14 protein-coding genes are annotated in these 18,391 nt (G+C 42.5%); 12 read left to right on the top strand and 2 right to left on the bottom strand.

The window, feature by feature from the left end:
• Nucleotides 1–157 precede the first annotated feature (157 nt).
• The 4 genes from DWU89_RS12435 (at nucleotide 158) to DWU89_RS12420 (ending at nucleotide 8,169) form a co-directional block, all read left to right on the top strand.
• Nucleotides 158–3,253 carry a SusC/RagA family TonB-linked outer membrane protein gene (locus DWU89_RS12435; RefSeq protein ID WP_115499959.1) on the top strand — a complete coding sequence of 1,032 codons (3,096 nt, stop codon included), beginning with the start codon at nucleotides 158–160 and terminating at the stop codon, nucleotides 3,251–3,253.
• A gap of 35 nt (nucleotides 3,254–3,288) precedes the next feature.
• Entirely contained in the window at nucleotides 3,289–4,905 is a 1,617-nt protein-coding gene (locus DWU89_RS12430; protein WP_115499958.1) for a RagB/SusD family nutrient uptake outer membrane protein, read from the top strand.
• Between the two features lie 112 nt (nucleotides 4,906–5,017).
• A complete protein-coding gene (locus tag DWU89_RS12425) occupies nucleotides 5,018–6,952 on the top strand; it encodes an ABC-F family ATP-binding cassette domain-containing protein (RefSeq protein WP_115499957.1) in 1,935 nt (644 codons plus the stop codon).
• Complete coding sequence (locus DWU89_RS12420; RefSeq protein WP_115499956.1) at nucleotides 6,949–8,169, top strand: S-adenosylmethionine:tRNA ribosyltransferase-isomerase; 1,221 nt, start codon at nucleotides 6,949–6,951, stop codon at nucleotides 8,167–8,169. The genes DWU89_RS12425 and DWU89_RS12420 overlap by 4 nt, the downstream gene beginning before the upstream one ends.
• On the opposite strand, the gene DWU89_RS12415 is transcribed toward DWU89_RS12420, so the two are convergent.
• Nucleotides 8,142–8,465 (bottom strand): type II toxin-antitoxin system RelE/ParE family toxin, encoded by a 324-nt coding sequence (locus DWU89_RS12415; protein ID WP_115499955.1) that lies wholly within the window; start codon nucleotides 8,463–8,465, stop codon nucleotides 8,142–8,144. The two genes, DWU89_RS12420 and DWU89_RS12415, sit on opposite strands and share 28 nt — an antisense overlap.
• Nucleotides 8,453–8,626 carry a hypothetical protein gene (locus DWU89_RS20795; protein ID WP_167451676.1) on the bottom strand — a complete coding sequence of 58 codons (174 nt, stop codon included), beginning with the start codon at nucleotides 8,624–8,626 and terminating at the stop codon, nucleotides 8,453–8,455. Before DWU89_RS20795 ends, DWU89_RS12415 begins: the two co-directional genes overlap by 13 nt.
• 135 nt (nucleotides 8,627–8,761) lie before the next feature.
• Here DWU89_RS20795 and porE point away from each other — a divergent pair, with 135 nt between their 5' ends.
• The 8 genes from porE (at nucleotide 8,762) to DWU89_RS12375 (ending at nucleotide 18,280) form a co-directional block, all read left to right on the top strand.
• Complete coding sequence (gene porE, locus DWU89_RS12410) at nucleotides 8,762–10,753, top strand: PorE family type IX secretion system protein (RefSeq protein WP_115499954.1); 1,992 nt, start codon at nucleotides 8,762–8,764, stop codon at nucleotides 10,751–10,753.
• A gap of 214 nt (nucleotides 10,754–10,967) precedes the next feature.
• A complete protein-coding gene (locus DWU89_RS12405; RefSeq protein WP_115499953.1) occupies nucleotides 10,968–11,888 on the top strand; it encodes a DUF5106 domain-containing protein in 921 nt (306 codons plus the stop codon).
• 8 nt (nucleotides 11,889–11,896) lie between these two features.
• Nucleotides 11,897–12,697 carry a M48 family metalloprotease gene (locus tag DWU89_RS12400; RefSeq protein WP_115499952.1) on the top strand — a complete coding sequence of 267 codons (801 nt, stop codon included), beginning with the start codon at nucleotides 11,897–11,899 and terminating at the stop codon, nucleotides 12,695–12,697.
• A gap of 273 nt (nucleotides 12,698–12,970) precedes the next feature.
• A complete protein-coding gene (locus DWU89_RS12395; RefSeq protein ID WP_115499951.1) occupies nucleotides 12,971–13,606 on the top strand; it encodes a bifunctional nuclease family protein in 636 nt (211 codons plus the stop codon).
• Complete coding sequence (locus DWU89_RS12390) at nucleotides 13,603–14,919, top strand: NupC/NupG family nucleoside CNT transporter (protein ID WP_115499950.1); 1,317 nt, start codon at nucleotides 13,603–13,605, stop codon at nucleotides 14,917–14,919. Before DWU89_RS12395 ends, DWU89_RS12390 begins: the two co-directional genes overlap by 4 nt.
• Before the next feature lie 35 nt (nucleotides 14,920–14,954).
• Complete coding sequence (locus DWU89_RS12385; protein WP_115499949.1) at nucleotides 14,955–15,653, top strand: 16S rRNA (uracil(1498)-N(3))-methyltransferase; 699 nt, start codon at nucleotides 14,955–14,957, stop codon at nucleotides 15,651–15,653.
• Nucleotides 15,654–15,932: 279 nt separating this feature from the next.
• A complete protein-coding gene (locus tag DWU89_RS12380; protein WP_115499948.1) occupies nucleotides 15,933–16,817 on the top strand; it encodes an AraC family transcriptional regulator in 885 nt (294 codons plus the stop codon).
• A 200-nt stretch (nucleotides 16,818–17,017) separates the two neighbouring features.
• Complete coding sequence (locus tag DWU89_RS12375; RefSeq protein ID WP_115499966.1) at nucleotides 17,018–18,280, top strand: cellulase-like family protein; 1,263 nt, start codon at nucleotides 17,018–17,020, stop codon at nucleotides 18,278–18,280.
• The last annotated feature ends 111 nt before the right edge of the window (nucleotides 18,281–18,391 follow it).

Raw genomic sequence — 18,391 nt, 5'->3', positions numbered from 1 at the left:
TAGTCCTACAAGAACTAAGTCAAGTTTTTGGATGCAAGTTTTTTTGAACGTTCAAAATCAAGAAAAGAATGTGTTAAGTCTATAAGTTGGGTGATTGTCACCTCCTTAGATCTTATTCATATAGTAACTATTATTATTAAACAAAAAACAAATTGGTATGTTGAAAATCGCAAGACCAGTCAGCCTTATGTTGTTGTCTGCAGCATTGTGTTCCGGAGGAGCAGCTTATGCATTAGACAGTACGGCAACTCCCAAAGTTGGCATTTCTCAGCAACAAAAAAGTTTGAAAGGTACAGTGAGTGATGATTTAGGCCCTGTAGCCGGCGCTTCTGTAATTGTAAAAGGAACGACTAACGGTACGGTTACCGACATGGACGGTAATTTTGTACTGGATGTTAAAAATGGAGATGTTATCCAGATTTCTTTCATCGGTTATTTGACTCAGGAAATACCGTACACCGGACAAGCGTCGTTAACTGTAAACTTAAAGGAAGACACACAAAAGTTGGAAGAGGTCGTAGTTGTAGGTTATGGAACACAGCAGAAAGCGAACCTTTCAGGCGCTGTTGCTTCTGTTGCCAGTGAAGAACTGACCAATCGTCCTATCTCTAATGTATCATCCGGTTTGCAGGGTTTGATGCCTGGTGTAACGATCACTGCCGGTGAAGGTCGTCCGGGTGAAGACGGAAGTAATATCCGTATTCGTGGTGTCGGGACATTAAATAATTCTGATCCTTACATTTTGATTGACGGTATCGAAAGTGGTTCGATGGATAGCGTTGACCCCAATGATATCGAAAGTATTTCTGTACTGAAAGATGCAGCGTCGGCCGCTATCTATGGTTCGAAGGCATCGAATGGTGTAATTTTGATTACGACTAAACGTGGTAAATCAGGTGCTCCCCGCGTTTCATACAACGGTTATGTCGGTGTTTCAAGCCCGACGGCTGTTATTGACCGTGTAAGCTCTGCTGAATATGCAATGCTGTACAACCGCATTGACGATACGAATGGCCAGCCGCACCGTTATAGTGATGAAGATATTCGTCTGTTCCAGGACGGTTCAGACCCTTATGGCCATCCTAATACAGACTGGAATGATGCTGCTTATCAAACAGGTGTGCTGCATAAACATAATGTAAACGTAAGCGGAGGTTCTGAAAAAGCAAAATATATGGCTTCTGCCGGTTATTTAGGACAAACAGGTATTCTTCCTAATTCGGAACGTAAACAGTTCAATGGGCGTGCTAATCTGGATATGAATATCACGAAGAGATTGACGGTCCGTATGAATATGGCTTATATCAAGAATGATTATAAAGACCCGAACTCCAACTATGGCGGCGGTTGGTCTGATCAGATCATTCGTCAGTTGAACATTCTGAGCCCGATGATCCCTGTTTATAAAGAAGATGGTACTTATGGGGCAACAAATGACGGTAACCCTATCGCATGGTTGGATTCCGGACAGACTGTTGATAAATACAATCAGAATTTTACAGGATCTTTGGCTGTCGATTATCAGATTATCGATGGTCTGAAAGCAACTGTTTCAGGTGCTTATGTAAATGACGATCAACACTACAAAGCATTTGTAAAGAAAATTGACGCTGACCCGGCGCAGGCTGCCCGTCCGAATAGTTTGTCGGAAGCATTCACAAACTGGAGCCGTTATAATCTGGATATTTTGCTGAACTATGATAAGCAGTTCGGTAACCATGGTTTGAAAGCCATGTTGGGTTATCATGCAGAACAGTATGATGTGCGTTACAATTATATGTATCGTGAAAACTTCCCTAACAATGAGTTGGATGATATGAACGCCGGTGCGACAGCTACTCAAACAAACTCCGGATTTACCCGTGAATTGGCTATGCTTTCATACTTTGGCCGTGTAAACTATGACTATGCAGGTAAATATCTGTTGGAAGCTAACTTCCGTGCGGATGCCTCTTCCCGTTTTGCTCCGGGACATCGTTGGGGATATTTCCCTTCTTTCTCAGGTGCATGGCGTATCAGTGAAGAAGGATTTATGGAAAATACGAGAGATTGGTTGAACAGCTTGAAGATCCGCGGTTCTTGGGGTATGCTGGGTAACCAGGATGCATTAAGTGACGGAACTCCGACAGGCGGTGACTTCTATCCTTGGTTGAACACCTATAATCTGGGTGCTAATTATCCTTTTGGCGGTGCGTTGACAACTGGTTATTATCAGGGCAGTTATAAAATCGAAGACCTTTCATGGGAAAAATCTACAACATGGGGTATCGGTTTGGACGCTGTGATCAATAATAAGATCAACTTGACATTCGATTACTATGATCGTAAGACTACAGACATTATCATGGAAGTTCCGGTTCCGACAGAGTTTGCATTAGGAGCTTATAAAGATAATGTAGGTGCGATGCGTAACCGTGGTGTTGAAATCCAATTGGGTTACAATAACCGTTGGGGTGATTGGAAATTCGGCGTAGTCGGTAATTTTGCTTATAATAAAAATAAGATAGAAAATTTAGGAGGTGTCGAACGTATGTCTGATGGTGACTTCCTGCGTAAGGTAGGTTCGCCGATCAACTCCTGGTATGTTTATAAAACAGATGGATTCTTCCAGTCTGACGAAGAAGCACAAGCTTGGATGGATAAGTATTCCAAACAGGAAGGATATCCGTTCGGACAGAAGTTTAGAGCCGGTGATTTGAAATATGTCGACACAGACGGTGATGGCAAGATTACGGCTGAAGACCGTGAATTGTATAAAACGAAAGATCCGGTCATGACATTCGGTTTGAACTTGAATGCTGCTTATAAGAATTTTGATTTGACAATGAATTTCACAGGAGCCGCTAATGTAGGATTTGCTTATACAAAAGAAGCTTTTGGTGAATTCTCCGGTAGTGCAGGGCATCCGTCCACAGCATGGCTGGACTCCTGGACTCCAGAAAATCCGAATGCAAGTATGCCACGTGTAGCTGAAGCTCGTATGTCTCCGAGTGAAGCTTCCAATGTTTTGTCTGACTTTTGGGTAATCAACACAAGCTATCTGCGTTTAAAGACTTTACAATTGGGCTATACTTTCCCGAAAAGTCTTTTGGAAAAAGTAGGTGTTCAGAATTTGAGAGTGTATTATTCAACTGAAAACTTGCTGACATTTGATTCTATGCCGTTGAATGTAGATCCGGAAACTGTAAGCTCTCGCTTGTCAAGCTATCCTCTGTCAACAACACATTCATTTGGTGTTAATATTACATTCTAAACAATTAATGATTATCTAATTATAAGTTGAATTATATGAAACGTATATCAATATATCTATTGGCTGGAGTAGCACTATTGTCTACTGCCTGCTCGGACTTTTTGGATACAGCTCCGCATGATGCGCTGTCTCCTTCCACAACATGGAAAACAGAAAATGATGCTGAAAGCTTTGTTGTAGGATGTTATAATGGACTGTGGGACCCAAGTTCTATTTTGTACCTGGATTGCGGTTCTGATATCGGTTATAATAATTTCCCTTGGGAAGGATGGCGTCCTTGGGGTGATGGCTCTTTGGCAAGTTCCAATACCGGAGCTTCATTCTATAATTTTTCTATTATCCGTCGTTGTAATACGGTATTGGACAACATTGACAATGTCGAGTTTACGACACCGGGAAAGAAAGAAGATTTGATCGCCCAGGCTAAAGCCATTCGTGCTTATTGCTATTTTCGTATGAACTGGTGGTACGGTGGTGTGCCTATTATCGGCTCTTACCTGACAGCTGAAGAGGCTCAGGTTCCTCGTAATACGGAAGAAGAAGTGCGCCGGCAAATTGCACAAGATTTGGATGATGCGCTTGCAAACATTAATGCTGAGCCTTCCGAACGTGGACGGATTGCGAAAGGAGCGGCCCTTGCGATCAGAATGCGCGAAGCTTTGTATTATGATGAATGGCAAAAAGCTAAAGATGCAGCTCAAGCTATTATCGATTTGAAACAGTATGAATTGGACCCGGATTATTCCAATCTGTTTAAACTGACGGGAATTGATTCCAAAGAAGTTATTTTAGCGGATCAGCGTATTGCTAATATATATGGTTTAGGTGTTGTCGGCCAGATGTATAATAACAAAGATGCTGGTTGGTCTTCAATCGTTCCTACTCAGAATTTAGTTGATATGTATGAGATGAGTAACGGTTTGACAAAAGATGAACCGGGTAGTGGTTATGACGCTACTCATCCGTTTGCCAACCGGGATCCTCGTATGGAAAAGACTATTCTTTTCCCCGGACAGGAATGGAGAGGTGAAGTCCTGAATACTTTGGATGAATTTGAAGCTGATGGTAAATCGAAAAATATCAATTATCCGACTTATACCGATAATGCTTCTAAAACGGCTTTGACATGGGCTAAATATTTGGATCCGATCGATCAGTATTCGAACATATGGAATACGGCTACTTGTGTGATCGTTTTCCGCTATGCAGAAGTGTTGCTTACTTATGCTGAAGCATCGAATGAATTGGATGGTCCTTCGGCTCAGGTTTATGAATATTTGGATCAAATCCGTACACGTGCAGGCATGAAGCCGGTCGATAGAACCAAATATGGTACAAAAGAATCATTGCGTGAGTTGATCCGTCGTGAACGTTGTGTCGAACTGGCTGGTGAAGGATTGCGTCGTGCAGATATCTTGCGCTGGAAAGATGCCAGTGGTAAGAGATTGGCTGAAACATTGTTGAACGGGGAATTGAATCGTATCACAGGAACTATCAACTACAGTGAAACCGATCCTTATAAACGTGCAGTTATTTCTGATAAAAGAGCGTTTATCGAAAATCGTCAATTTGTAGAGAAGAATCGTTATTTGCCGATTCCGCAAGGTAGTATCGATAAGAACCCGAACCTGAAACAGAATACAGGTTATTAATAGGTACGCCATTTGGCGAGAAGTCTTTTTATTAAAATAGAAAGCCGCGACTTTATGTTGCGGCTTTTTTTATGGATAAATTGTATCTTTGCAGCCATAATAGAGAAAATATATGATTTCGGTTGAAGGACTTACAGTTGAGTTTGGCGGGTTTACGCTTTTTGATGATGTTTCGTTTGTGGTGAATAAGAAGGATCGTATCGCACTGGTCGGAAAGAACGGGGCGGGAAAGTCTACGATGCTTAAGATATTCGCGGGTTTGCAGTCACCGACCGCGGGGACAATCAGCGTGCCGAAAGAAACGACAATCGGTTACCTTCCCCAGCAGATGAAATTGGCGGATACGCAGACGGTTCGTGAAGAAGCCGAGCAGGCTTTCGAGCATATCCATGAAATGGAAAAGGAAATGGAGCGGCTGAACCTGCAATTGGCCGAACGTACCGATTATGAGACGGAATCCTACCAGAAACTTATCGATCGTGTCACCCATCTGACAGAACACTTCCAGATGATGGGAGGAAATAACTATCATGCGGAACTGGAACGTACGCTTATCGGTCTGGGGTTCACCCGGAATGATTTCGACCGGCCGACTTCCGAGTTCAGCGGGGGATGGCGTATGCGTATCGAGCTTGCAAAACTCTTGTTGCGTAAGCCGGATGTTCTGTTGCTGGACGAGCCGACAAACCATTTGGATATCGAGTCTATCCAATGGCTCGAAAACTTTATCGCGACACGTGCCAATGCAGTTATTCTCGTTTCCCACGACCGGGCGTTTATCGACAATACGACTTTCCGTACGGTCGAGATCGAGCTTGGAAAAATCTATGACTATAAAGTAAAATATTCTGAATATGTCGTGTTGCGCCAGGAGCGGCGTGAACAACAGCTCCGTGCTTTTGAGAACCAGCAGAAGAAATTGGCCGATACGGAGGCTTTTATCGAACGCTTCCGCTATAAGGCGACCAAATCCGTTCAGGTACAATCCCGTATCAAGCAATTGGAGAAAGTGGAACGCATCGAAGTGGATGAAGTGGATACGGCTATGCTGAACCTGAAGTTTCCGCCGGCTCCCCGTTCCGGTTCGTATCCGGTGATAGTGGAAGACCTTGCCAAACGGTATGGCGAACACTTGATCTTCGAGCATGCGACGTTTACGATCAACCGGGGGGATAAGATCGCTTTTGTCGGTAAGAACGGAGAAGGTAAATCGACATTAGTAAAATGTATAATGGGTGAGATTACCGACTTCACCGGCAAGTTGCAACTGGGTCATAATGTCAAGATCGGTTATTTTGCCCAGAACCAGGCCCAGCTTTTAGATGAAAATCTGACGGTCTTCGATACGATCGATTATGTGGCGCAAGGGGATATCCGCACGAAGATACGCGATATTTTGGGTGCTTTCATGTTCGGGGGAGAAGCTTCGGATAAAAAGGTCAAGGTCTTGTCGGGAGGAGAGAAAACGCGTCTGGCAATGATCCGTTTGCTGCTGGAACCGGTGAACCTCTTGATTCTCGATGAGCCGACGAACCATTTGGATATGCGTTCTAAAGATGTGTTGAAAGATGCATTGAAGGAGTTTGACGGAACGGTAATTGTCGTTTCACACGACCGTGAGTTCTTGGATGGCCTGGTGGACAAAGTATATGAGTTTGGCAATAAACGGGTGGTCGAACATCTGGGAGGAATTTATGATTTCCTCGAACGCAAGAAGCTGGATAGTCTGCAAGAACTGGAACGTTCCGCCCAGGTGGCATCTGATGTTGCTGCGGCAGATGTACAACCCACTCAAAATAAGCTCTCGTATGAAGCCCGCAAGGAGCAGAGTAAAGCGATCAAGAAAGTGGAAAAAGCGATTGCAGAATCCGAAAAGAAAATTGCGGATTTGGAAAAATCCATAGCAGCAATCGAAGCTAAACTGGCAACGCCTGAGGGAGCGGCGGATGTCTCTTTATATAGCGAATATTCGGCCTTGAAGAAAGATTTGTCGGATACGATGGATCTTTGGACTGAACAAACAATAGAATTGGAAGAATTATCATGACAACAAAGACGCAACAGATACGTATTGAAGATTTCGATTATCCGCTGCCTGACGAGCGGATCGCTAAATTCCCGTTGCCTAAGCGGGATGAATCGAAACTTTTATTATATAAGGAAGGAAAGGTCGGAGAAAGTATATTCAAACACATTACGGACTATCTGCCGGAAGGCTCGTTGATGGTCTTTAATAATACGCGGGTGATCCAGGCCCGCCTTTTGTTTCAGAAAGAGACAGGGGCCAAGATCGAGATTTTCTGCCTGGAACCGGTCGAACCGCATGATTATGCATTGGTATTCCAGCAGACCGAACGTTGCCGCTGGACGTGTCTGGTCGGTAACCTGAAAAAATGGAAAGAAGGGCTTTTGACTAAGATGGTGCAGCTCGATGGCGAAACTGTCACGCTAAAAGCGGAGAAGCTACAGACTTGCGGAGATAGTCATCTGATTGAATTCTCCTGGGATCATCCGACTTGTACGTTTGCCGATCTCCTGGATGCGGCAGGCGTATTGCCTATTCCTCCATACTTGAACCGGGAAACTGAAAAAAGCGATTTGCAGACTTATCAGACTGTCTATTCGAAGATAAAAGGTTCGGTGGCCGCTCCGACTGCCGGTTTGCATTTTACGCCGGAAGTCCTGGTCGATATCGATGCGCACGGCATCGGACGTGAGGAGTTGACGCTTCATGTCGGAGCCGGGACTTTCAAGCCGGTGAAAAGTGAAACAATCGAAGGCCACGAGATGCATACGGAATTTATATCCGTACGCCGTAGTTCGATCGAGCGGATCAAACAGAACCTCGGTAAGATTATTGCGGTCGGTACGACTTCAGTCCGTACGCTTGAAAGCCTCTATTATATGGGGGTTACGTTGGCTTCGAATCCGGAGGCGACAGCCGATGAATTGATTGTCAAACAGTGGATGCCTTATGAAGAGACGAATAACCGTCTGACTGCTGATGAAGCGTTGCAAAATATCCTGGATTATCTGGACAGGCATCAGGCGGATAAGCTGGTGACGGCTACCCGGATCATTATCGCTCCGGGTTATGAATTCAAAATCGTACGGGGTATCGTGACGAATTTCCACCAGCCGAAAAGTACTTTGCTGCTGCTGATCTCAGCCTTTGTAAAAGGAGATTGGAGGAATATTTACGATTATGCCCTGGCGCATGATTTCCGTTTTTTGAGTTACGGGGATAGTTCGCTGTTGCTGTAAAGTACTGGTAGATCAGGCAATAATTGTGCTGAATGATGAACGGTAAGAATATCGATCCGGCTATCATTTAGCACTAAGTAGACTATCCTGTAGTTAGAGCGTATTAGTTCTCGTATATAATGGACATTATATTCAGGCACAACTCTTCCTGATAGAGGAAAGTTCTCTAAGATACTTACAGAGTCAAAAAGGTAATTTACAACTCTTGAGGCTTGTCGATAGCTATTCTGTTCAATGTAGTTTCCAATATCATTAAGGTTTTGAATAGCAAAGTTAGTCCATTTTATTTCAACCATTTTGACAGTTTGTTTCTTGCTTCTTCTTTAGTATTGGTTAACATTAATGCAGACTCTAAACGTCCTCGTTCTATTTTTTCAAGAAAAAGCAATCTGTCTTTTGTCTCTTTCAACGAAGAAACATTGGCTGGTTTATTAGAGATATTTAATTCATTTAGCATAGCTCGTTGGTTTTATATATGTTTATTTGACAAAGATAGTTATTTTCTTCAATTCAGGTTTCTAATGCAATAAGATTATTATGTATTCGTTGTATTTATCAGATAATAGTATATTTGTTCCCATATTGGTATAAGATGAAATTGAATATAATCTCATATTTGTTTCTGTTTTTTGCAATAGTTTCTTTATATTCCTGTAAATCGGCGAAGTTGAGCGATGCGGAAGAAAAGCAACGCATTGGCGAATACTTTGAAGCTGCGGCCATATACCGGAAAGTATATACAAAAACACCTCCTGTCAAGCGGGACTTGCGTGGTTATATCGCTTACAGGATGGCTGATTGCAATCGTTTGATTAATAATACGCCGCGTGCAACCAGTGCGTATATGAATGCCTTGCGCTATAACTATCCCGACAGTATTGTGAACCTCAGGCTGGGACAGATGTACCATAAGAGCGGACGTTATGGTGAAGCGATCAAATATTACAATGATTATCTGTTAGCGGAACCGGGCAGCATATTGGCATTTAACGGTATTACGGGGTGTGAGGAGGCTACGAAATGGAAACAGAATCCGACTCGTTATGTGGTCAAACGAATGGAGAAGTTTAACTCCCGCCGCTCCGAGTTTGGCCCGATGCTGTACGGAGAAAAATATGACCAGCTTTATTTTGCATCGACTCGTACGCCCAAAGGTGCCGGAAAAGATAAGGATGAGACTACCAATGCGATTACCGGACAGCGGAATAACGATCTCTTCCTGGTGAAGCAGGATGAGAACGGAGCCTGGCAAGCCCCGATAGAGTTGGAGGATGAAGTAAACACGGAATTTGATGAAGGGACGCCCTCTTTTTCCAAGGACGGGAATACGATGTATTATACTTATTGTGCGCAGGATCCGGAGGGACCGCGTACTTCTGAAATTTATATCTCTACCCGTAGCAGTGCCAAATGGGGGAAGGGTACGCGTGCCAGTATCGTAAAAGATTCGGTGACAGCTCTTGGTCATCCGGCGATTTCGCCTGACGGTAAATATTTGTATTTTGTATCCGATGCAGTGGGCGGTTACGGTGGTAAAGACTTGTTTCGGGCGCGTGTTGTCGGGAATGATTTCGGACCGATGGAAAACTTGGGACCGGATATCAATACGCCGGGTGACGAAATGTTTCCATATGTACGCGATTCCGTTACACTTTATTTTGCATCGGATGGCCATCCGGGTATGGGAGGACTCGATCTGTTTAAGGCTACTTTAGACAGTACCGGTAAATGGAATGTCGAAAACATGAAAGCTCCGATCAATTCTTCCGGAGATGACTTCGGTATCACTTTCGCCGGGAAGCAGGAAAAAGGCTTTTTTAGTTCCAATCGAAATGATGCACGCGGATACGATCATCTGTATTCTTTTGAAATGCCGGTTATCACGATCTTTATTGAAGGTATCGTATCGGATGTGGATGAGAATCCGATCGAAGATGCGACAGTCCGTATTGTCGGCCGGGACGGTTTGAACGAAAAAGTGCTGGCAAAGAAAGATGGTAAGTACAAAGTGGAACTGGAACGTGACATCAGGTATGTGATGATGGCCAGTGCACGCGGTTATCTGAACCAGAATTTTGAGTTGAAGACCGGGCCGGAAGAAAAGAATGAGACATATATCGTGGACTTTTTCCTTTCCCCGATCAGCAAACCGGTTGTGATCGAAAATATATTCTATGATTTCGATAAGGCGACACTGCGTCCGGAATCGAAAAAAGCATTGGATGAACTGATTAAGATGTTGAATGACAATCCGAATGTGACAATCGAATTAGGAGCGCATACCGACCGGAAAGGTTCGGACCAGTATAATGAACGCCTGGCCCAACGGCGCGCCCAATCGGTAGTCGATTATCTGATCGCGGGAGGTATAGCCAAAGACCGCTTGGAAGCCAAAGGATATGGTGAAAGTGTTCCTAAGGTGATCAACAAAAAGATGGCTAAGAATTACGATTTCCTGAATGAAGGGGATGTCCTGACGGAGGAATTTATAGAGAAGCTGACTCCCGAACAGCAGGAGACTGCAGACCAGATAAACCGTCGGACAGAATTTAAAGTATTACGGACAAACTATAATCTGTTCTGATTTATCAGTAGAGCAGACAAAGATATAAGGTACCTCGAATTTTTATCTTGTAGCGCGTAAGAGGTTGTCTTTGAATATCGGCATTTTTTTCTGAATGAGCCCGCCGGTTTTCGGATAACCTCTTACTTTAGTTAACCGGTCGATTAATTATTGCGCCTCTGATTATTTAATTGCTGATAAAGCTTATCTTTGTGGCAAATAAAAACAAGATACTATGCGGATTAAAGTACTTCACTTATTATCTTTTATGTTGATTTTTAGTGCTTGTAACGGTCAACAGCCCAAAAAGGTGGAAACAGAGAACACAAAAGAACGTACTTTTGAAATGGTTTCTGTTCCAAGTGTCATAACCGAGCCGGAAAAACGTGCAGCCTATCTGGTCACGCACTATTGGGATAAATTTGATTTTACCGATACGACCTTGATCCACCTTCCCGAAATTACGGAACAGGCAGCATCCAATTATATTGACATGATGAAATATGTTTCACCAGCAACGGCTGCTTCTTCTATTAAAGACATGATGAATAAGGCGGCTGTCGACAGTACGATGTTTGCTTATTTTGCCGGGTTATATGAAAAATATTTGTATGATCCGAATTCACCCATGCGGGATGAATCCCTCTATATACCTGTGTTGGAAGCTGTTTTAGAGGCTCCGGTTTTCGATGAAGTCCATAAAGTACGTCCGGCGCATCTTCTTGAAGTGGCTCTTAAAAACAGGATAGGGGAGCCTGCTACTGATTTTACTTATACGCTGGCAGACGGAAAGAAAGGCACTTTGTATCATGTGAAAGCTGATTATTTGCTTTTATTCTTCTATAATCCGGATTGCCATGCCTGCAAAGAAATAACCGATCAGCTTACTGCTTCCCCGATTGTGAATGGATGGATCAAGAATAATAAACTCAAAATCCTTGCCGTCTATCCGGATGAAGATCTGGATGCGTGGAGGAACCATATTTCTTATATGCCGGCAAGCTGGATTAATTCTTATGACAGCACGGTCAGCCTGAAGAATGATGAAATTTATGATTTGAAAGCTATCCCGACACTTTATCTGTTGGATAAGGATAAGAAAGTTATTTTGAAAGATGTTACATTTAACCAGATAGAGAATTATTTACAACAATAACAAACGAAATGAAAGGAAGAACATTTTTATTATCAATGGCTTTGGTGGCCGGTGTCAGTATGAGTGCATCGGCTCAATTTAAGATTGGCGGTAAATCCATCAATACAAAGAAATTAGTAAATGCGGCAGCGGATGCTGCAAAAGCTATAACTCTGTCGGACGAGGATGTGGCAAAGATGGCGCGCGAATATATCCAGTGGATGGATACGCACAATGAAGTAGCTGGTCCTGATACGGAAATGGGACAGCGTTTAGCTAATCTGACAAAGAATGTAAAAGTGGATGGTCTTGACCTGAATTTTAAAGTCTATAATGTGATTGACGTAAACGCGTTCGCTTGCGGAGACGGAAGTGTTCGTGTTTGTGGAGGTCTGATGAAGATCATGGATGATAATGAAGTGATGGCAGTTATCGGTCATGAAATCGGCCACGTGGTACATACGGATTCGAAAGATGCCATGAAGCAAGCCTATCTGACTTCAGCGGCCAAGAACGCTGCCGGTGCTGCGAGTAATACGGCGGCAAAGCTGACTGATTCGCAGTTGGGAGATCTGGCTGAATCGCTTGCTGGTGCGCAATATTCACAGACACAGGAAAACGAGGCGGACGATTACGGCTTTGAATTTAGCATAGCCAACGGCCTTGATCCTTACAGTATGTGTAATTCATTGAACAAACTGTTGGAGTTGAGTGAAGAAGCCCCTAAATCGTCCAAATTCCGCCAGTTATTCTCCAGTCATCCGGAAACGCAAAAGCGGGTGGAACGAATGAGGGCAAAAGCGGATGAATACGTGAAGAATCAGAAATAAACCGTTAATGACGCTTAAATAGATGGTTTTTTTGATTAAAATAATGCTAAATTTTTGATCTTTTCTGCTGAAAAACTATGCTGCATAACATAAAACAGGTATATTTGCACTGTGTTTTTCATGGTATTAGATTTAAGGTTAGCAATGAAGATTGGTTGTCGTGATGACAACCTTTTCTTTTTTTAGGCCGTATGTTCTCTTCTTTCCTATCGAATGCTTTTTAAGATTCCGAAATAATATTACTTTTGTGTATTGACTAAAAAACTAAATAGTGTGGATACAAGAATAAAACTACGGGTACAGGGTTTGACGAATAGCCAGATACAGTCGGGGGCATATGCCCTGATCCTGGCGGAAGAAGAAGGGGTTCGCCGCATACCTATCATTGTCGGAACATCGGAAGCGCAGTCAATTGCGATTGCATTGGAGCGCATAACACCCCCTCGTCCTTTGACGCATGATCTGTTTGCAACGTTTGCCCAGGCTTTCGGTATCCGTTTACGTGAGGTTTTTATCTATAAGTTTGAAGACGGTGTGTTTTATTCCGAATTGCTTTTTGAAGATGGAGCCAACGAGGTTCGTCTGGATTCGCGTACTTCCGACGCTATTGCTATTGCATTGCGGGTAAAATGCGATATTTATACAACTCCTGAGATCGTGAAAGAATGTGGTGTTGTTCTGGAAGATGCCGCCATGGATGAAAAGGATAAGGATGATGATGATTTTATCCTGGATTTGGAGCCGGAAGATATAAAAGATGAAGTCCGGCTAAAAAAGTGGCTTTCTCTTTTGGATGCCGAAGAGCTGTCGGATCGTCTGGATGAGGCGATTGCAGATGAGAACTATGAGTATGCAAAAATGTATAAGGATGAAATACGGCGTCGCGAAGAGGAGGGAGGACCCAAATGATAGAACAACAACTTGGTTTTAGCCTGGAGTCTTTTTTGCGTGGTATTCTGGGTATAGCAACGGTTTTAGGAGTGGCTTATCTCCTGAGTTATGACCGGAAACGGATCGATTGGAAACTGGTCGGAGGCGGATTGCTGATGCAGGTCATTTTTGCACTTGCGGTTCTGCATGTTCCGGCAGTCGGGATCGTGCTGGAATGGTTGGGAAAGGCTTTTATCAAGTTGATGGACTTTACACAGTCGGGTGTCGCTTTTCTGTTAGGACCGTTGGTGACCAAAAGTGAAGGGTTTATTTTTCTTCTGAATTCACTCCCTGTCGTGATTTTCTTTTCCGCATTGGTTTCCTTATTCTATTATTGGGGGATTATCCAGCGTATAGTGGGTGCTTTTTCCTGGGTTTTGCGTCGTTTTATGAATATATCCGGTGCGGAAGGATTGGTAACTTCCGGAAATGTATTTATGGGAATGACGGAATCGCCTGTTTTGATAAAGAACTATTTGCCGGCCATGAACCGGTCTGAAATATTTTTGGTCATGGTTTCCGGTATGGGTACGATTGCCGGAACAGTGATGGGTACTTATATCGGTATGTTGGCAGGTGGTGACCCGGTTGCCAGAGTCTTGTTTGCGAAGCATTTGCTTTCCGCATCGTTGATGGCAGCCCCGGGTTCGATTGTTCTGGCAAAGATTCTTTGTCCGCAGACGGAAAAAGCCGATGACAGACTGGTTAAGATGGAAAAAATAGGAGAGCATTCTACGGCATTGGATGCTTTGGCTGCCGGGACATCGACAGGTGTCCGCCTGATGGTCAATATTGCTGCTATGTTATTGGTCTTTATTGCGATGGTGGCGCTTGCCAACTATATATTGGAAGGGTTGGTCGGACGGTATACCGGACTGAATGATTGGATCGTGTCGGTCACGGACGGTAAGGCGCAAGGGCTGACATTCCAGTTTATTTTAGGGGTAATTCTTTCTCCTTTCATGTGGTTGATCGGGGTTCCTTATCAGGATATCATGCTGGTCGGCTCTTTGTTGGGGCAGAAAACAATCCTGAATGAGTTTGTCGCCTATTTCCAGATGCAGGAATGGAAAGATGCCGGTATGTTTGTATATCAGAAATCAGTTTTGATGTCTACTTATATTCTATGTGGTTTTGCTAATATTTCATCCATCGGTATTTTGTTGGGAGGCATGGGGGTGCTGGCGCCGGAAAAACGGGAACTCATTACCCGCTTCGGTTTTCCTGCCATGGTCGGTGGTGCCTTGGTTTCGGTGCTTTCAGCTACCATAGTGGGCATGATACTGGGGTAATTGAAGATTAGAGTTGAAAATTGAAAGTTTGAGAGATGCAGATATTTTATACGCCGGATATTGCTGTTAATCCAGAGTTGCCGGAAGAAGAAGGTGGCCATTGTGTTCGTGTCCTTCGATTGACAGAGGGCGATGAGATTTTACTGACGGACGGTAAAGGTTTTTTTTATAAGGCAGCCATCAGTAGGGCACATCCTAAACATTGTGAAGTCAGTATATTGGAAAGCTGGGAACAACCGGCTTTGTGGAACTTCAATTTGCATATAGCGGTAGCTCCGACTAAAAATATGGACCGGATGGAATGGTTTGCGGAGAAAGCAACGGAGATCGGTATTAATGCGATCACTTGTTTAAACTGCCGTTTTTCCGAACGGAAAGAGGTTAAGCCGGCCCGCCTGGAAAAGATTTTGGTTAGTGCGATGAAGCAGTCTCAGAAAGCAACATTGCCGGAATTGAATGGAATGACGGATTTCCGTTCTTTTGTCAGCCAGCCTTTTGAAGGCCGTAAGTTTATCGCTCATTGTGAAGAAGGCGAAAAACCTTTATTGAAGAAAGTGTACCATCCTGGCGAGAATGCCTTGATACTGATCGGTCCGGAAGGAGATTTCAGCCCGGAAGAAATAGCCTTTGCCCTGCAACAAGGATTTGAACCCATCTCATTGGGCGAAAGCCGGTTGCGCACGGAGACGGCGGCATTGGTGGCATGTCATACGATACATGTGTTGAATCAGTAAGAATAAATTTTTGTAAGAAAAGGGATATGTTAACCCAAAAAAATATTTTGGTTCATATCCTTTTTTTATTTTTCTTTGAATCGTTATTTAGAGCATCAACGGAAAAGGAGAAGATTAATGAAGAATTCTGGTATATTAACGTAGGTCCTAACGTTAAGAGTAAAATACCATAATTCTTTGCGAATATCATATAAGCCTTTAAATGTGCTTGGCTGTATATTTGTACGGCAGACTTACGTCTGTCGTCTGATTGTCCATTCTTTTAACAAATAAAATATTATGATACCACTTTATCAAGAACTACCATTTACGAGCAATAGTTATATAAACTTCTATAAAGAAGATTTGCCTCATTTTATTGTTCCGTGGCATTATCATCCGGAAATTGAAATCATGTATATATTAGAGGGCATAGGCACGCGTTTTGTTGGTGATCATATAGGTAGATACCAAGAAGGAGATGTTTGCATGGTAGGGCCGAAACTACCTCATGAATGGAGAAATGACGATGAGTTTTTTACACAAGGAGCAGGACTGAAGGCTTCTTGTTTATGTTTGTTTTTTCTGAAAGATATTTTTGAAGCAAATTTGATTCGTCTGCCGGAGATGTCTAATATACGTCAGCTTATAGAACGTTCTAGAAGAGGAATTAAGTTTGTAGGGAAATCCCGGGATGCCATTGGCTCTTTTATTCAGCGGTCGGTAAATGATACCGGAGCGTCCCGTATTATTAACTTTATTTCTTTGTTAGAAATGATGGCTACCACTGATGAATACGAATTGTTAGCGAGTATCGGCTTTACGGAATCTGTTAATTCTTCTGATTTTGAAAGATTTGATAAGGTATATCAATATATGATGAAGAATTTTATGAAACCGATTAAATTAGAGGAAGTGGCATCACTGGTTGGGCTTACTCCTAATGCTTTTTGTCGCTATTTTAGAGGACGAACGAAAAAAACATTTATTCAATATCTGAATGATATAAGAATTGGTCATGCCAAAAAGTTATTGATTGAAGGACGTATGAAGATTTCGACATTGAGTATGGAGTCCGGTTTTAATAACTTATCAAATTTTATTGAGCAGTTTAAACGCTCTACGCAAATGTCCCCTTCGGAATACCAGAAGAAATTTGGGGTAAAAAACCAAAAAGTTATATGAATTTGGAATTATGGTAAAATACCAGAAATGTGTGTGAGAATTAAGAAATAAGATAATATCGGATTACTATATATTTGCAATATGATATTTGAGATATAGTTAACAGTTGTAATTCTAATAATAGAAAGCCTATGAATATAGAAATATTTGAATGAATAGTTTTGTCACACGATTGTAAATTATCCTGTTTGAGTACTAATATGAATAGAAGAAATTTTATAAAACAAACTACAATAGCCGCTTTAGGGAGTCTTACTGCCTTAGATACTCTTGGTTCTTCTAATAAGGATACGATGGCTTTTGAGACTGGGAGGAGAAATGTTTCACCTCGTGCAATTACTATGTGGGATTTTTCTTGGTTGGAGCGCCGTTGGCCGGGTGCTGGTTATGAAGACTGGGATATAGCATTGGATGAATTGCAGGAACGTGGTTATAATGCAATACGTATTGATGCTTATCCACATTTGATTGCAGAAAACCCGACTAAGAAGTGGTTATTGAAAGAAGTTTGGAATCAGCAGGTCTGGGGTAGTCCGGATTTGAATGAAGTACAGGTTCAACCGAATTTGAATAGGTTTCTATTGAAGTGCAAAGAACGTGATATAAAAGTTGGACTTTCTTCTTGGTACCGCCAGGATATAGATGATGTTCGAATGAAGATAACGACCTCTGATAAAATGGCTGATTGTTGGATTTCGGCTCTTCAATCTATAGAACAGGATGGATTACTGGATAGCATATTGTTTGTAGATTTATGTAATGAATGGCCGGGGAATTTATGGGCACCTTTCTTTTCTTCACAATATCCTCATGTTGTATGGGGGCAGTGGTATAAGGAAGAATCTCTTCGATGGATGAAGCAGGCTTTGAGTCGAATGAAGGAAAAATATCCGGATATACCTTTCCTTTTCTCGTTTGATTGTGGTGATGTTTATAAATATGAAGAAATAGATACTTCTTTTTTGGATTTGTATGAACACCACATTTGGATGGTTCACCAGAATAATAGTGAGTTTTATAAGATTGTAGATTATAAAGACGGACAATTTTCTCCAGAGGCATATAAAAAAGTGGTGAAAGTTGCAGAAAATCTTTATCAGGATAAACCATTGTACTGGCAGAAGCTTTTGACTGATAAAATTAAACTGATGGGAAAAGTAGCAAAAAGAGTAGGCCGCCCTCTTGTTACGACGGAATGCTGGGGTATTGTAGATTATAAAGATTGGCCTATGTTAAATTGGGATTGGGTGAAGGAACTTTGTGCTTTAGGCACTGTCACCGCTGCTCAAACCGGTATGTGGGCCGGGATAGCTACCAGTAATTTTTGTGGGCCTCAGTTTGTAGGAATGTGGCGTGATATAAAATGGCATCAGGAGATGACAGCAATAATCAGGTCTGCTAAGTTAGATGAATCTATTATCATGAATAATGAAGTAGCTGCTAAATTATTGAGACGGCTCTAAATTTCAATCTTCAAAAGTCTCAAATAAAAATATATAGGCAAGGACGTTTTTGTCTTTGCTGGGGATGTTGCATTTTTTTAATAATGATTAATCAATTAAATCGATTCTTTT

The organism is Parabacteroides acidifaciens (assembly GCF_003363715.1).
In the GTDB taxonomy this organism is placed as follows: Bacteria; Bacteroidota; Bacteroidia; order Bacteroidales; family Tannerellaceae; genus Parabacteroides; species Parabacteroides acidifaciens.
The sequence above is the reverse complement of the archived record's forward strand: the minus strand, read 5'-3'. Positions and strand labels throughout refer to the sequence as shown.

Bases quoted from the DNA above. Each gene is read 5' to 3' on its own strand.
- DWU89_RS12435 (WP_115499959.1), top strand. From the start codon at position 158: ATGTTGAAAATCGCAAGACCAGTCAGCCTTATGTTGTTGTCTGCAGCA.
- DWU89_RS12430 (WP_115499958.1), top strand. From the start codon at position 3,289: ATGAAACGTATATCAATATATCTATTGGCTGGAGTAGCACTATTGTCT.
- DWU89_RS12425 (WP_115499957.1), top strand. From the start codon at position 5,018: ATGATTTCGGTTGAAGGACTTACAGTTGAGTTTGGCGGGTTTACGCTT.
- DWU89_RS12420 (WP_115499956.1), top strand. From the start codon at position 6,949: ATGACAACAAAGACGCAACAGATACGTATTGAAGATTTCGATTATCCG.
- DWU89_RS12415 (WP_115499955.1), bottom strand. From the start codon at position 8,465: ATGGTTGAAATAAAATGGACTAACTTTGCTATTCAAAACCTTAATGAT.
- DWU89_RS20795 (WP_167451676.1), bottom strand. From the start codon at position 8,626: ATGCTAAATGAATTAAATATCTCTAATAAACCAGCCAATGTTTCTTCG.
- porE (WP_115499954.1), top strand. From the start codon at position 8,762: ATGAAATTGAATATAATCTCATATTTGTTTCTGTTTTTTGCAATAGTT.
- DWU89_RS12405 (WP_115499953.1), top strand. From the start codon at position 10,968: ATGCGGATTAAAGTACTTCACTTATTATCTTTTATGTTGATTTTTAGT.
- DWU89_RS12400 (WP_115499952.1), top strand. From the start codon at position 11,897: ATGAAAGGAAGAACATTTTTATTATCAATGGCTTTGGTGGCCGGTGTC.
- DWU89_RS12390 (WP_115499950.1), top strand. From the start codon at position 13,603: ATGATAGAACAACAACTTGGTTTTAGCCTGGAGTCTTTTTTGCGTGGT.
- DWU89_RS12385 (WP_115499949.1), top strand. From the start codon at position 14,955: ATGCAGATATTTTATACGCCGGATATTGCTGTTAATCCAGAGTTGCCG.
- DWU89_RS12380 (WP_115499948.1), top strand. From the start codon at position 15,933: ATGATACCACTTTATCAAGAACTACCATTTACGAGCAATAGTTATATA.
- DWU89_RS12375 (WP_115499966.1), top strand. From the start codon at position 17,018: ATGAATAGAAGAAATTTTATAAAACAAACTACAATAGCCGCTTTAGGG.